Genomic DNA, 14,990 nt, shown 5'->3' on the forward strand with positions numbered 1-14,990 from the left:
TTAGGTACCCAGTTGCATCAATAGTTCACTAAATGCCCGCTTATCGGTATCGAAGGTAAGCACTTTGTCGTCTAACAGGTGTATGGGCATCCAACGAAAAGCCTGTAGCACCTCTCCTTCTCCATCAAAGTCAAAAGCTTTTTCCTTGAACGAAACGTGAAATGGACCAGGATAGTCTACCAGGTAATAAACAGATAGGATCTGGCTATCATTAAAGTATGATCGTTCAAAAAAATCCGTCGTATAGATATGTCTCAGTACATTCACTGCAACTCCGCACTCTTCCAAGTACTCCCTTTTAAGACCATCAATCAGCCCCTCTCCATATTCCAGCCCCCCACCGGGAAACTTGGTAAAGCGCATGCCATATTCCTGTTCGTCACTCAAGAGCACTTCGTCCTTGTCATTCAGCAAGATACCGTATACACGTACGTTAAAAGGATAGAGACTTTGCATAAAGCAAATGTAAAAACAAATTATATTCAAATGAAAACGCTATCTTTACATCTCTAAAAAAACGAGGAAGCATTGGATTATTTACAAGGATTAAACCCTTCCCAAAGGGCGGCTGTAGAACAAACCGAAGGACCCGTAATGATAGTGGCAGGTGCAGGATCGGGCAAAACGAGGGTCATCACCTATCGGGTAGCGCACTTAATCAGAAACGGTGTAGACCCTTTCAATATCTTGGTATTGACTTTCACCAACAAGGCGGCGAAGGAAATGCGCGAGCGGATAATGCAGGTAGTGGGAAATGAAGCCAAGAATATTTGGATGGGCACCTTCCACTCCGTATTTGCAAAAATACTTAGAGTGGAAGCGCATCATATTGGATATCCTAATAATTTCACGATATACGACACCGACGATAGCAAAAGCCTCATCAGGGCCATTCTGAAAGAAATGCAACTAGATGATAAGCTATATAATGCCAATTTCGTCTATGGTCGTATTTCAGCGGCGAAAAACAACCTGATCTCGGCTGCCGAATACGCCAAAAATGCCCAAATACAAGCGGAAGATCAATCGGGCGGTCGCTCTCAACTTGGACAGATTTACCTGACCTATACCCAGCGGTGTTATAAGGCGGGGGCAATGGATTTTGATGACCTGCTGTTCAAGACCAATGTGCTCATCAAGGATCATCCAGAAGTACTATACAAATACCAAAGCAAGTTCAAATACCTTATGGTGGACGAGTATCAAGACACCAACTTTTCGCAGTACCTTATTGTGAAAAAGCTCGCTGCCATGAACGAAAACATTTGTGTAGTGGGTGATGATGCGCAGAGTATTTATGCTTTCAGAGGAGCGAACATCCAAAACATACTGAATTTCGAACGCGATTACCCCGATCTGCACGTGTTCAAATTGGAACAGAACTATCGATCTACGCAAAATATTGTCAACGCAGCAAATAGCATTATCTCGAACAACACGAATCAGCTCAAGAAAAACGTATTTTCTGAAAATGAAGAGGGCGACAAGATAAAGGTAGTTCGTGCTTTCAGTGACAATGAAGAAGGAAAAATGGTAGCGGAGGCCATTCTTCAGGATAAATCGTTGCAAAACCTGCACTTCAAGGATTTCGCCATTTTATATCGTACCAACGCCCAGTCTAGGGCCATGGAAGAATCCCTACGCAAGTTGAACATCCCTTACAAGATATACGGAGGCACTTCCTTCTATCAAAGAAAAGAGATAAAAGACCTGATAGCCTATTTTAGGCTCACGCTCAACCCCAATGATGAGGAGGCACTCAAAAGGGTTATCAACTACCCTAGAAGAGGCATTGGCGACACCTCGGTTGAGCGTATATTCATAGCTGCGGACCAACATCAAAAAACGTTGTGGGAAATAGTATCCAATCCGCAACAATTTCTTGACGGTCGCACCGCGGCGGCGGTATATCCTTTTGGATCCATGATACAGAGCTTTCAAGTGCTGGAAAAAAAACACAAAGCCTATGATGTGGCGCTCCATATCGCACAGCACTCTGGCCTATTGAAAGACTTATACGAAGACAAATCCGTAGAAGGACTGAACAGATACGAAAACATCCAAGAATTGCTGAACGGAATCAAGGAATTTAGCGAGCGGGAGGATATCGAAGAACACGGCTTGAATGTATTCATGCAAGATGTTGCCTTGCTCACCAATGACGATAACGACAAAAATCCCAATGCCGATACCGTATCGCTCATGACCATTCACTCTTCAAAGGGACTTGAATTCCCGCAGGTTTTCATCGTGGGCCTAGAGGAAAACCTTTTCCCTTCACAGCTTTCCCTCAACTCGCGCAGCGATCTCGAAGAAGAACGGAGGCTGTTCTATGTAGCGATCACGAGAGCAGAAAAAAAGCTTACACTTTCATATGCGACATCCCGTTATCGTTGGGGAACACTCAACAATTGTGAACCAAGTCGTTTCATAGATGAGCTCGATCCACGATACCTTCATTTGGAATATAGCTTCAACCAAGCAAAGCCCAGCACTGGCGGTGGCTTTGATGACGAACGCATAGGCTGGGGGCAATCTTCAAAAGATGTATTTTCTAAGCCAAAGCCCAAAATCATGCCCAAGACGACATCTATCTTGCCCAAGGCGCACACCCCTACTGCCGGCTTTAGCCCTTCGGACACCAGTGGCCTACAGGTAGGCATGGAAGTAGAACATGAACGATTCGGATTTGGCAAGGTTATCAACCTAGAAGGCAACAAGCCAGACATAAAGGCAACTATTTTCTTCAAAGAATTAGGACAGAAGCAATTGTTGCTTAAATTTGCAAAATTAAGGATTATCAATTAAACGCGGTTGATTGTTTGCATTAGCTGACAACACAACCCACAACGGAGAACAAAAAATGAATTTCGATTATAATAGTACCAGAGAAAAACTGATATTGGCAGAGTACGGACGCAATGTTCAAAACATGGTGGACTATATCTGTACTTTACCCACTAAGGAAGAGCGAAACAAACATGCTCAAGTGGTGATAGATTTGATGGGTTTTTTAAACCCACATCTACGCGATGTCTCTGATTTCAAGCACAAGCTTTGGGATCATTTACACATCATATCCGATTTCAAAATTGACGTAGATTCACCCTATCCAAAACCGAGCCCCGGCGCCATCCATGCCAAGCCAGAGCGGTTAGAATATCCTCAGCACCGCATCAAGTACAAGCATTACGGTCATGTGGTGGAGATGATGATCGAGAAGGCGAAGAAAATGCAGGATCCAGAGCGGAAGCAGCATATGGCGCAGTCACTGGCCAATTTCATGAAAATGGCCTACATGACTTGGAACAAAGATACGGTTGCTGATGAGCATATCCTGGAAGACCTCAAGGAAATATCCAACAGCGAGCTCGCACTTTCTGAAGATGTTTCGTTAACAAAGGTGGAGTTCAAGACGCCGCCTCCTGGCAACCGTACCAAAGTAGCCAACAATCAGAACAACCAAAACGGCAAAAAGAGAAACCAAGGCAACAACAATAACAAAAAGCGCCAAATGGGAAAACGCCATTAAACACTCGTTAACCAAGTATTATTATTAAAGAGAGCCGGCTCATTATCGCTCAACGCAACGGATAAAGAGCCGGTCTTATTTTTTAGCATCATGAACGCATTTGAAATTGTAGGGGGAAAAGCATTAAAAGGGGAAATTATCCCACAGGGCGCAAAAAACGAAGCCTTGCAGATACTATCTGCGGTATTGCTTACGCCCGAAAAAATGACCATCAGCAACATACCGGATATTAAAGACGTCAACAAATTGATCGAGTTGCTAGCTGCATTGGGCGTGAAAGTAGATCGCATAAACGAAGACACGTATACTTTCGAAGCAGACAATATCGATATAAACTATTTCCAGTCACCGGAGTTCAAAACCAAAGGCGGCGGATTACGAGGCTCCATTATGATTGTAGGTCCTCTGTTGGCTCGCTTCGGCAAGGCAGCGATCCCCAAACCAGGTGGCGACAAAATTGGTCGAAGACGACTGGACACCCATTTTTTGGGATTTGAGAAACTAGGAGCCAAGTTTAACTACGATCCTGACAACCATTTTTTCAATATAGATGCTACCAACCTGAAGGGCACCTACATCCTGATGGATGAGGCTTCGGTGACCGGTACAGCCAATATCGTGATGGCCGCTGTGCTGGCAAAAGGAAAAACAACCATATACAATGCGGCTTGCGAGCCTTATCTGCAACAATTATGTAAGATGCTCAACCGCATGGGAGCCAAGATAAGCGGCATAGGTTCTAACCTACTTACCATTGAAGGTGTAGATTACCTCAGCGGTACCGAACATCGCATGCTGCCTGATATGATAGAAATCGGGTCATTTATCGGGCTAGCAGCAATGACGGGATCTGAGATCACAATTAAGGATGTCCATTTTGACGAATTGGGTATTATACCTACGGTATTTCAACGCTTAGGGATAAAGCTGGAACGTCGGGGTGACGATATTTATATTCCTGCACAGGCACACTATGAAATAGACACCTTCATAGACGGCTCCATACTCACAATAAGTGACGCGCCCTGGCCAGGGTTTACACCAGATCTGCTCAGTATCGTGCTTGTAGTAGCCACGCAAGCCAAGGGCAATGTACTAATCCATCAGAAAATGTTTGAAAGTAGACTTTTCTTCGTCGATAAACTGATCGATATGGGAGCGCAAATCATACTATGTGACCCTCACAGGGCGACCGTCATTGGCCTCGACAAGGCCTTCAAACTAAAAGGCATAGAAATGACTTCTCCAGACATTCGCGCAGGGGTTTCGCTATTAATAGCAGCCTTGTCTGCCTCGGGCAAATCTACAATATACAATATAGAACAGATTGAAAGAGGCTACCAAAACATAGACAAGAGATTAATTGCATTGGGCGCTGATATAAAGAAAATCGATAGAGCACCTCTTTCACACTAAACATAATGTTGAATAATATTGTTAGTTAACAAATAAAGCTAAAGGCAAAACATTACATCACATTAATTTTCTTTTGCTTTAGTTAAATATTAACAAAAAATTGTTCAAAGATGAAAAAGAAATTATTAGCGGTTGGCATCAGTGCTCTTTTACTTGCCTCTTGTGCAGGCAATCCGGAAGGTAAACGATCGGATAGCAGCGAAGCAACCGAAGTAGCTACCACGGAAGGAAAATCCGAATTGGCGGTAGACACTGCAGCATCAGAAGTTAGATGGGAGGGTACCAAAGTAACTGGTAGCCATCACGGTACAGTAAAAATCAAATCCGGCAATTTATATTTTGAGGATAGCACCTTAGTAGGTGGAAATTTTGTGCTCGACTTAAATACGATCGCAAACACGGATTTGGACGGCGAGTCCAAACAGAAGCTGGAAGGGCACCTAAAAAGTGAAGACTTCTTTGACGTGGCAAAGTTTCCCGAAGCCACTTTCGAGATTAGCAAAGTAAGTAAAGAAGGGTCTACACTAAAAATCTCAGGAAATCTAACTATAAGAGGAGTTAGCAAGAATATCACCATAGATGCAGAGCAGATTGCGTCAACAGGTGAACATTTCGAGGCTACCACAGATTTCAATATTGTGCGTGGGGACTGGGGCGTAAATTATGAAGGGAAGCAAGACGACCTGATCAGCAAAGAGATTAACTTTAAGATAAAAATCATTGCTCATTAATCTATCAAACAAAAGGCTTGGGAGTTTTCTCAAGCCTTTTGTTTGATATTACATACCCGTACGCACCTAACTTATTTGGAAGATATCGCATCAATGATATCATATTGCGTGATAATGGCAATCTTTCCGTCGCTATCTTCCACCAGTACCGCACTATTCGTCTTATTAATTAAAGAAGATATACGATCGATACTGGCATTGGCATCTACAAAAGGAAAAGAACTGGTCGCAATCCGACCAATACTATCAGACTTTACAGAAGGATTTTCCAGCAACGCATTAAGGATATCTCCTTCTGTCACCTTGCCAACCACCATTCCCTTTTGGGTTACTGGAAGCTGTGAGATATTGAGTGTCTTCATGATGTTAAATACCTCCAGCACGGTCTTCTCTTCATCTACCATGACCGTTTCCTGAGCACCCCTCTTAGCCAAAATTGTACTTGCGGTCAATTTCTCGTCCTTCAGGAAGCCGCGTTCTCTCAACCAATCCTCATTGAACATCTTGCCTACATATCTCGAACCGTGATCATGGAATATGACAACAACCACATCGTCTTTCTTAAGGCGATCTTTCAATTGATGGAGGCCGGCAATAACGGCACCCGCAGAGTTTCCAACGAAAATCCCATCTTGCAGGGCTATCTCCCTAGTCATAAGTGCAGCATCTTTATCTGTCACTTTCTCGAAATAATCAATGACATCAAAATCGACGTTCTTGGGCAAGAAATCCTCCCCTATCCCTTCGGTGATATAGGGATAGATCTCCTCCTTGTCAAACTCTCCCGTTTCCTTATATTTTTTAAACACAGAGCCATAGGTATCTATACCCCACACCTTGATATTAGGGTTTTTCTCCTTGAGAAACTTACCCGTACCAGATATAGTGCCCCCTGTGCCAACCCCGACAACCAAATGGGTGATCTTTCCTTCGGTCTGTTCCCAAATCTCGGGGCCAGTTTGTTCATAATGCGCTTGGCTATTGGACAAATTATCGTATTGATTGGGTTTCCACGCATTCCGTGTTTCTTTTTCCAATCTGCTACTTACTGAATAATAAGATCTAGGATCCTCTGGATCCACATTTGTGGGACATACAACAACTTCTGCCCCAAAAGCCCGTAGCGCATCAATTTTTTCTTTTGATTGCTTGTCTGTAGTAGCAAAAACACATTTATACCCTTTGATCACTGCCGCGATGGCCAATCCCATTCCCGTGTTGCCCGACGTACCTTCGACAATCGTCCCACCCGGTTTCAGAAGACCTGCCTTCTCCGCATCCTCAATCATTTTGACAGCCATTCTATCCTTAATTGAATTCCCCGGATTGGTTGTTTCAATTTTTGCTAGGACAGTCGCAGGTATGTCACTTACGATCTTGTTGAGCTTGACCAAAGGGGTATTCCCTATCGTTTCAAGTATATTGTTGTACCACATATGTACCAAAAGTAAAAATTAAAACTGGAAAAGACATAAGCTTTCTACCTTCTACTTCACGACGGTTCAATCAAAACTTCAAATGTTTGACGGTCAAACCATTGTTAATAAGTTGTTTTAAACTCTCAATACCTACTTTCAAATGGCTTTCGACATAGTTGGCCGTTACGGAAGAATCGCTTTCCGCTGTTTTCACGCCCTCTGGAATCATCGGTTGATCGGATATCAACAGAAGTGCCCCCGTAGGAATCTTATTGGCAAAGCCTACACTGAATATGGTGGCCGTTTCCATATCTACCGCCATTGCCCTGATATCTTTCAAGTATTTCTTAAACTCCCTATCATGCTCCCAGACCCTTCTGTTGGTGGTATAGACGGTACCCGTCCAGTAATCTAGACCATGGTCCCTGATAGTAGTGGATGTAGCCTTTTGCAAAGCAAATGCAGGCAGCGCAGGTACCTCTTGTGGAAAATAATCATTGGAAGTACCTTCACCCCTTATAGCAGCGATTGGCAACATAAGATCGCCAATGTTGTTTTTCTTTTTCAGACCTCCGGCCTTACCTAGAAAAAGTACCGCCTTGGGATGGATAGCAGAAAGCAAATCCATGATGGTTGCGGCCACTGGACTCCCCATGCCAAAGTTAATGATGGTAATGCCGCCTGCCGTTACACTTTGCATAGGCTTGTCCAGACCATATATTGGCGCATTGTCATGCCACTCCGAAAAAAGCCTTATATAGTTGGAGAAATTGGTCAGCAGGATATATTCACCAAATTCCTCAAGTGGCCTTCCTGTATATCGAGGCAACCAGTTGTGCACAATATCTTCTTTGTTTTTAAGCCCGGATTTAATCGGGCTTTCTACTTCTTTTTTTACGATTTTTGGCATTTAATACTCCTTTCCTAATTTAATTATACAAAAAACCCCCGCATTGGCGAGGGCTTTCAGTTTGTATTATTTGTTTCACGCTACCTGAAGCTTCTTCAAATCCGAATGCTGGAATTTATCCTTGGCATAATCCAACGAAATATATAGTTCCTTCTTCTCTCCCGCTTGATGGGAAGAAGGCATGTCAAACATGGCATCTAACATAATGGCTTCGCAAATTGCGCGCAGCCCTCTTGCTCCAAGTTTGAACTCATTCGCCTTGTCCACTATAAAATCGTACACTTCCGGATCGAATTGTAAATCCACATGCTCATAATCAAACAGCTTTTTATACTGCTTTATGAGTGCGTTTCTTGGCACTGTCAAAATGCTAAGCAAGGTTTCCCTATCCAATGGATTAAGATAAGTAACCACTGGCAAACGCCCTATCAACTCAGGAATTAGCCCAAAAGCTTTCAAGTCTTGAGGAGTGATGTATTTATAGAGGTTATCCATATCTACATCCACCGTTTCCTTGTTCATCTTGTAGCCTACCGTGCTGGTACGCATGCGGTTTGCTATTTTCTTTTGTATGCCGTCAAAAGCCCCACCGCAGATAAACAGAATATTGTTGGTATTGACCGCTATCATTTTCTGATCGGGGTGTTTTCTACCACCTTGAGGTGGAACATTGACAATGGTACCCTCCAATATCTTTAACAAGGCCTGTTGCACACCCTCTCCAGAAACATCCCTGGTAATAGATGGGTTATCGCTCTTGCGCGCAATCTTGTCGATTTCGTCGATATAAACTATTCCGCGCTCGGCAGATGCCACATCGTAGTCGGCAGCTTGCAGCAAACGTGTCAAGATACTTTCTACATCTTCGCCCACGTAACCAGCTTCTGTGAGTACTGTGGCGTCGCATATGCAAAATGGCACATTAAGCACCTTTGCAATGGTCTTGGCCAACAATGTCTTTCCTGTCCCCGTTTCACCTACCAGGATGATATTCGATTTCTCTATCTCAACCTCGTCCTTGTCTATCTTTTGGTTCAACCTTTTATAGTGGTTGTAGACGGCCACGGACAATACCTTTTTGGCATCATCTTGCCCTATGACATACTGGTCGAGATGGTTCTTGATCTCCGTCGGTTTCAATAGCTTCAGGGCTGCCTGAACACTCTTGTTTTTCCGTAATGCCAATTCTTCGGCCAAAATCTCGTTTGCCTGAGCCACGCAACGGTCGCAAATATGCGCTTCGTTCCCTGCGATCAGCATCAAGGTTTCCGATTTTCGCAGACCGCAAAATGAACAGGTCACCTCTTTAGAACTTTTTGCCATTTTTAATCCTTTTTACCTATTAATACTTCATCAACCATGCCCATCTCCTTGGCCTCTTCGGCGGTCATCCAATAGTCACGATCTGAAGCTTTTTCTACCCATTCGTAGCTTTGGCCCGAATGCGCAGATATAATGTCATACAACTCTTTCTTCAATTTCAACATTTCTCTCAGGTTGATTTCCATATCCGAAGCTACTCCTTGAGCACCGCCAGAAGGTTGGTGAATCATGACCCTAGAGTGCTTTAGTGCGGCTCTCTTTCCTTTCGCGCCTGCCACCAAAAGCACTGCTCCCATAGAAGCTGCCATACCTGTATTGATGGTAGCCACATCTGGACTTATGTATTGCATGGTATCGTATATACCCAATCCAGCGTATACACTACCTCCTGGAGAATTGATATAAATCTGGATATCTCTTTTTGCATCGACAGATTGTAAGAACAACAACTGAGCCTGTATAATGTTGGCTACTTGATCTCCAATTGCATCTCCCAAGAAAATAATCCTATCCATCATTAACCTGGAAAAGACATCCATTTGGGCTACGTTAAGTTGACGTTCTTCGATAATATATGGAGTCAGCCCTGTAGGAAAGTTGCGTTGAACTCCCCCAATGAAACGATCTACATGTTGACTTCCTATGCGGTGGTGTTTGATTGCGTATTTTCTGAATTCGTTCTTATCGATGTTCATAACAGTTGACTTTAAGCTATTAAATTATTTAGCTAATATAGAATATTATTATTTAAACTAGACAACAGACCTATTTATTGCCTGCATTTACTGTTCAAATAGCACGCCATTTCGATTTTCTGAAAAATAGCTGACAATTTGTCCTATCAAGGATGGCACGAAAGAAAAATAAATAAAAAAAGCTGTGCTTTAATAAAAAGCACAGCTAAAGCATTCTTGAGGAAATTTGCCTATTTCAAATCCAAAAATTTGTTGTGCTCTATTTCCTTCTTAGAAATCTTCACTACGCCTTTAAGGAAATCAAACACTTTCAATGCTTTTACCTCCTCAAACAGGCGATTAGCCTGCTCCTTATCTTGAAGAAACTGAACCGTATATTGTGCTAATTGCTCTTCGCTGATGGCTTCGGGGCTGTACATTCTAAATTGAGCCGCTATGCGTTCCTTTGCAAGGTTGAACACATCTTCATATTTGATTTCAATTCCGTTGGCGGTAACAATCTTGTTTTCGATCAAAGTCCACTTCAGGTTTTTGGCAAAATCGGCATAGCCTTCGTCAAGTTCTTCCTGAGTAAGCTTCTCGTTAGTCGCTTTCAACCAACGTTTCAAAAACTCGTCGGGAAATTCGATTTTAACCTTTTCCATACCCAACGTGTACAAATCATTTTGCAATTTTTGCTCGGCATCTCTCACAAACATGCTCTCCACCTCTTCCTTTACCTTTGCTCTAAACTCATCTTCGTTCTTCACCACGTCTTTTCCGAACACCTTATCATAAAACTCTTGATTAAGGTCTGCCTCTTCCAAGCGGTTTATACGGATCACCTTCAACTCAAATACATGCTCAATACCGGCAACTTGCTCGTCGCCAATATTTAAAATGCGAGCCAGGTCCTCTACACTATAGGCTTTCTTCAAATCGACCACTTTCTCATCGTCTGCTTTAAGGCCTATAAAAGATTTGAGCACTCTTTTGTCGTTGATAATATCTGTGCGCAAGGAAGCCTTCAAACTGATACCACCTTCTAGCGGAGTTTTCTTGTCCTCGCCCAACTCCGCTACCTCTGCATAGATCACGTCGCCTTCTTCCGATACTTCCGGGTTGGTACGCTTTCCATAAGATTTGCGAAGATTGGATACTCGGGAATTCAGGGTATCTTCATCCGCCTTGATCACATATTCAGTTACTTTATCTTTAGCGGTATAGGGTATCTCAAATTCCGGAGCCAAACCTATCTCATACTGGAACTTGAAATTATCATTAAAGTCCCAATTATAGGCGTCAGCATCTTCTTCTACAGGGAGAGGTTGCCCTAACACTTCCAGTTTGTTCTCCGAAATATAGTTATTTAGGCTATCGCTTACCAAACGGTTTACCTCGTCGAAAAGAATAGCCTTTCCGTACATCTTTTTTATGTGTGAGGTAGGCACCATCCCTGGGCGAAATCCGGGAAGCTTGGCTTTTTTTGCTTGATCCTTAATAGCCTTGTTTGCTGCATCTGTATAATCTGCAGGTTCAATATTGACGGTCAATACCGCATTCAGGTCATTTACTTTCTCCTGTGAAATATTCATTTTTACTCTTTAATTTCCCTATAAAAAAATTCCCCCCGATATTGTCGGGAGGAATCAAGTGCGGAAGAAGGGACTCGAACCCCCACGCCTCTCGGCGCCAGATCCTAAGTCTGGTGCGGCTACCAATTACGCCACTTCCGCAGTACTTAGTTGTTAATTTGGACTGCAAAGGTAAGCAGCTTTCACCTAGCTTCCAAATATTTTTATCGTTTTCTCGGCTTTAATATCGCAACAAATTGTATGCTAAAACATTACAAAAAAAACACTTATTCTGACCAACTACCTAGTTTCCTGTGCTATGCTATTACTGCCGCTTTAAGAAAAAGCTGTTGGGAAGTCTTAACAGCAAAATCAGACCTATCACAAAAAAAGCTCCCAGACATAGGGCAGAATATCGAATGTTATCAGTTATTGTCTCAACAAATCCAAAGGTGAAAAGGCCCACGACGATAGCAAATTTCTCCGTCACGTCGTAAAACGAAAAGAAGGAGGTATTGTCTACACTATCTGAAGGCAATAGCTTTGAGTAAGTAGAACGGGATAGTGATTGCACGCCTCCCATGACCAGCCCGACTAGGCTTGCCAATAAATAAAACTGCCATTCAAAGCGGAGAAAATAGGCAGATAAGGCCACTATCACCCAACATATCAATATTAATACTAAGACCCGAACATTGCCCAAGCGCCTTGCCAGGTACGACATTAGGTAGGCTCCCAAAATTGCCACAATCTGTATAAGGAGAATAGTGATTATAAGCTTCGATGCGCCCAAATGCAGCACTTTCTCTCCAAATGCTGCTGCCACTAACATAATGGTTTGTACGCCCATGGCATAAAAGAAATAGGAAGCCAAGAAACGCTTCAGCAAAGTCAGCTCCTTTATGCGGAGCCACACTTTTCTCAGTTCGGAAAAACCGCTCGCCCAGACGTTGCTTTTCCCATTTGCGCTGCTAGGCTTGTTATTTTGCAATTTGTTGAACGGTATTTGGGAGAAACCAAGCCACCATAGGCCCACTAGAAAGAAGCTTATACGCACTGGCAAAGTATCGTCAACAATGCCGAACCACTCTTTTTTAAAAATAAGGATGAAACAAACTATCTGCAAGAGGACGCTCCCCACATAGCCATAGGCAAAGCCTTGGGCACTCACGCGGTCCTGCTCATCCGTAGAAGCGATTTCGGGCAGGTAACTATTATTGAACATCACCCCGCCTACATAGCCCATAGCGGCAATAGCTGAAAGGATGACACCCCACTCTAAGTTCCCCAGATCGAAGAAGAACAAGCCCATACATGCGGCAGCACCCATATAGGTAAAAAATTGCATGTACTGCTTCCTCTTTCCATAACGATCGGCCATAGCTGATGCGATAGGTAAAGTCAGGGCCATGAGAAGATAAGCTGCAGCCATGGCATAATTCTCTAGCGCCGTATTGACAAACTCAACACCAAAGAAACGAACCTTATCACCATGCTCTTCCGTAGTTGTGATAGCCGTATAGTAGGCAGGAAATATGGTAGAAGTAATAACTAGGTTATAGGCAGAATTAGCCCAATCAAACATTGCCCAAGCACGTATGGTAGATTTGTTGTCTTTGGGTACGGGCACTTTATTCATAATTTCTTCCTGCTTGCACTGCAAACCTAAGTGTTATGCACTATATAGGCAACACTATTTGAAAATTAAGAATGACAGCTACAAACAACCTATTTAAAAATAATAGGGTCACTTGGCTTAGGCCGAAATTCACGGCCTTTAATTCCTCCTTTGGCACAATAAATCACAAAAAAAGCAGTTTTTTTAAGTAGCTAATGATATATTTACACCGAAAAAAATTAATAGTCTATGCAATTAACCAAACTATTTCCGTTGGCAGTAGCTTGCCTCATATCCTTATCTACTTTAGCCCAAGAAAATACAAGCTCCCCCGCTCAACGTAACACTGCACCCGCCGCGGCACAGGGCTCTCTGAACAGCGGTACTATCAGCAGCCAGTTCGACTATATTTTCAATTCGTCCAACAACTATCAAGAATATAAAGTCGTAAAAAGAAGCTCGCTTGAAAAATTAAAGACAAATGTTGCCGATAGCATTAAGACGCTTCAGCAGAAGCTAGCAGAAACGAACAACGCGTTGGGTTCACATAACGAGAATTTAAACGCACTACAAGACAGCTTATCTACAGCCAAAAGTGAACTGGAGAGAGCCAAGGCAGAAAAGGAAAGCTTCTCATTCTTTGGCGTTCAAATGGAAAAAACCAGCTATAACGGCATGGTATGGGGACTTATCGCTCTATTTTTCATCGTTTTTCTGGTATTCTTCTTTCAGTTCAAAAAGAGTAATGCCATTACGGTGGAAACCAAGAAGTCATACTCCGAACTTCAGGAAGAATTTGAGAAACACCGCAAGCGCGCTATGGAACGCGAACAAAAGCTGAACAGGCAGCTCCAGGACGAACTGAACAAAAGGCTGTGAATTGCTACAGCCCTAGTTTTCCTTGCTCGCCATTTGCTCTACTATTCGGCACCTCCAAATGTAGATCAAAAAGCGCGTTCAGCTTTCCTATAAAATAGGCAGCCAACAAAGGTGATTCGAGTTCCACATTTTGATGGATGAAAAAATACAGAGACTGCAGGCCTTCCTTTCTCCATTCGGCTATGCGTTGCAACCAGTCATCCAATCGTTGGTAATCGGTAGGATGATTGGCTCCCACGTAGCGCACAAAAGCCGAGGCTGTAGTAAGCCGCATGTGTAGCATGTCTCTTCTGCCTGCCGTATCTACTATGATGTTGGCCACTTGATTGTTTTCCAGAAGCATGGTATAGCGCTCAAATACGCCCTTGTCGGAAAACCATTCCTCATTGCGCACTTCTACGGCCAAAGGGATGCCCTTTGGGAATTCCTCCACGAATGCCTGCACCCTATCAAAATCCTTTGGCTTATAATTGTCTATCAACTGCAGGAAGCTAGGCCCTAGTTTTTCACCGAACAAGGCCACCGCATCCGTAAATTCCAAGGTTTTTTCCTTAACATTTTTTAGTCGCCCATAGTGGCTGATGGTCTGCGGTATCTTGGGGAAGAACTTGAAACCATCGGGGGTCTTGGCTTCCCAAGTTTCTACCTGTTGCTTGCTGGGCGAATTATAAAAGGTACCGTTCAGCTCAATACTGTTGAACTGCGTAGCATAATACACCAGCTCGTCCTTGGTACCACGGGGATAGAACCCCTTCAAATCTTGCTTGTTCCACTTGGCACAGCCTACATATACCTCAAAGGGCCGCTGCTCAGCGTCATGCAATACCTCATAGGTGGCGGGATGCGTCTTTGGCAAACTGAAATCAATTTTTTCTGGATCGTCTACTTTTCCGAATTTCATTTATATCCGTTTAA

At 43.2% G+C, this 14,990-nt stretch carries 13 protein-coding genes and 1 tRNA gene; 5 read left to right on the forward strand and 9 right to left on the reverse strand.

Annotated elements, in window-relative coordinates; genetic code table 11:
* On the reverse strand, positions 1-456 hold the full coding sequence (locus A37S_RS0101760; RefSeq protein ID WP_028295515.1) for an NUDIX domain-containing protein: 456 nt from the start codon (positions 454-456) through the stop codon (positions 1-3).
* Between the two features lie 72 nt (positions 457-528).
* Between A37S_RS0101760 and A37S_RS0101765 the strand changes: the two genes are divergently transcribed.
* The 4 genes from A37S_RS0101765 to A37S_RS0101785 all read left to right on the forward strand — a co-directional run bounded on the left by A37S_RS0101765 (position 529) and on the right by A37S_RS0101785 (position 5,679).
* Positions 529-2,808, forward strand: a complete 2,280-nt coding sequence (locus tag A37S_RS0101765) for an ATP-dependent helicase (RefSeq protein WP_028295516.1) — start codon at positions 529-531, stop codon at positions 2,806-2,808.
* A gap of 55 nt (positions 2,809-2,863) precedes the next feature.
* The gene (locus A37S_RS0101770) at positions 2,864-3,532 is read left to right on the forward strand and encodes a DUF4290 domain-containing protein (RefSeq protein WP_028295517.1); all 669 of its coding nucleotides are present in this window, start codon (positions 2,864-2,866) and stop codon (positions 3,530-3,532) included.
* Between the two features lie 90 nt (positions 3,533-3,622).
* Positions 3,623-4,948 carry a UDP-N-acetylglucosamine 1-carboxyvinyltransferase gene (gene murA, locus A37S_RS0101780; protein WP_028295518.1) on the forward strand — a complete coding sequence of 442 codons (1,326 nt, stop codon included), beginning with the start codon at positions 3,623-3,625 and terminating at the stop codon, positions 4,946-4,948.
* A 110-nt stretch (positions 4,949-5,058) separates the two neighbouring features.
* On the forward strand, positions 5,059-5,679 hold the full coding sequence (locus A37S_RS0101785) for a YceI family protein (protein ID WP_028295519.1): 621 nt from the start codon (positions 5,059-5,061) through the stop codon (positions 5,677-5,679).
* Between the two features lie 71 nt (positions 5,680-5,750).
* Here the strand turns inward: A37S_RS0101785 and A37S_RS0101790 are convergent, their stop codons facing one another.
* From A37S_RS0101790 to A37S_RS0101820, 7 genes are all read right to left on the reverse strand, one after another.
* A complete protein-coding gene (locus tag A37S_RS0101790) occupies positions 5,751-7,115 on the reverse strand; it encodes a pyridoxal-phosphate dependent enzyme (RefSeq protein ID WP_028295520.1) in 1,365 nt (454 codons plus the stop codon).
* Positions 7,116-7,185: 70 nt separating this feature from the next.
* Positions 7,186-8,007 carry an AMP nucleosidase gene (locus tag A37S_RS0101795; protein ID WP_028295521.1) on the reverse strand — a complete coding sequence of 274 codons (822 nt, stop codon included), beginning with the start codon at positions 8,005-8,007 and terminating at the stop codon, positions 7,186-7,188.
* Between the two features lie 75 nt (positions 8,008-8,082).
* Positions 8,083-9,330, reverse strand: coding sequence for an ATP-dependent Clp protease ATP-binding subunit ClpX (gene clpX / locus A37S_RS0101800; protein WP_028295522.1), 1,248 nt, complete (start codon positions 9,328-9,330; stop codon positions 8,083-8,085).
* Positions 9,331-9,332: 2 nt separating this feature from the next.
* Positions 9,333-10,025: an ATP-dependent Clp endopeptidase proteolytic subunit ClpP gene (clpP, locus tag A37S_RS0101805; RefSeq protein WP_028295523.1), complete on the reverse strand. Its 693-nt coding sequence runs from the start codon at positions 10,023-10,025 to the stop codon at positions 9,333-9,335.
* 230 nt (positions 10,026-10,255) lie between these two features.
* Positions 10,256-11,599 carry a trigger factor gene (tig, locus tag A37S_RS0101810; protein ID WP_028295524.1) on the reverse strand — a complete coding sequence of 448 codons (1,344 nt, stop codon included), beginning with the start codon at positions 11,597-11,599 and terminating at the stop codon, positions 10,256-10,258.
* A 59-nt stretch (positions 11,600-11,658) separates the two neighbouring features.
* Positions 11,659-11,740 (reverse strand) — tRNA-Leu (locus tag A37S_RS0101815).
* Positions 11,741-11,903: 163 nt separating this feature from the next.
* On the reverse strand, positions 11,904-13,217 hold the full coding sequence (locus A37S_RS0101820; protein ID WP_036600881.1) for an MFS transporter: 1,314 nt from the start codon (positions 13,215-13,217) through the stop codon (positions 11,904-11,906).
* Positions 13,218-13,445: 228 nt separating this feature from the next.
* Between A37S_RS0101820 and A37S_RS0101825 the strand changes: the two genes are divergently transcribed.
* Positions 13,446-14,075: a hypothetical protein gene (locus A37S_RS0101825; RefSeq protein ID WP_028295526.1), complete on the forward strand. Its 630-nt coding sequence runs from the start codon at positions 13,446-13,448 to the stop codon at positions 14,073-14,075.
* A 4-nt stretch (positions 14,076-14,079) separates the two neighbouring features.
* Here the strand turns inward: A37S_RS0101825 and A37S_RS0101830 are convergent, their stop codons facing one another.
* Entirely contained in the window at positions 14,080-14,976 is an 897-nt protein-coding gene (locus A37S_RS0101830; protein WP_028295527.1) for a DUF72 domain-containing protein, read from the reverse strand.
* Between the last annotated feature and the right edge of the window lie 14 nt (positions 14,977-14,990).

The sequence above is a fragment of the Olivibacter sitiensis DSM 17696 genome (assembly GCF_000427965.1).
GTDB classification, from domain to species: Bacteria; Bacteroidota; Bacteroidia; order Sphingobacteriales; family Sphingobacteriaceae; genus Olivibacter; species Olivibacter sitiensis.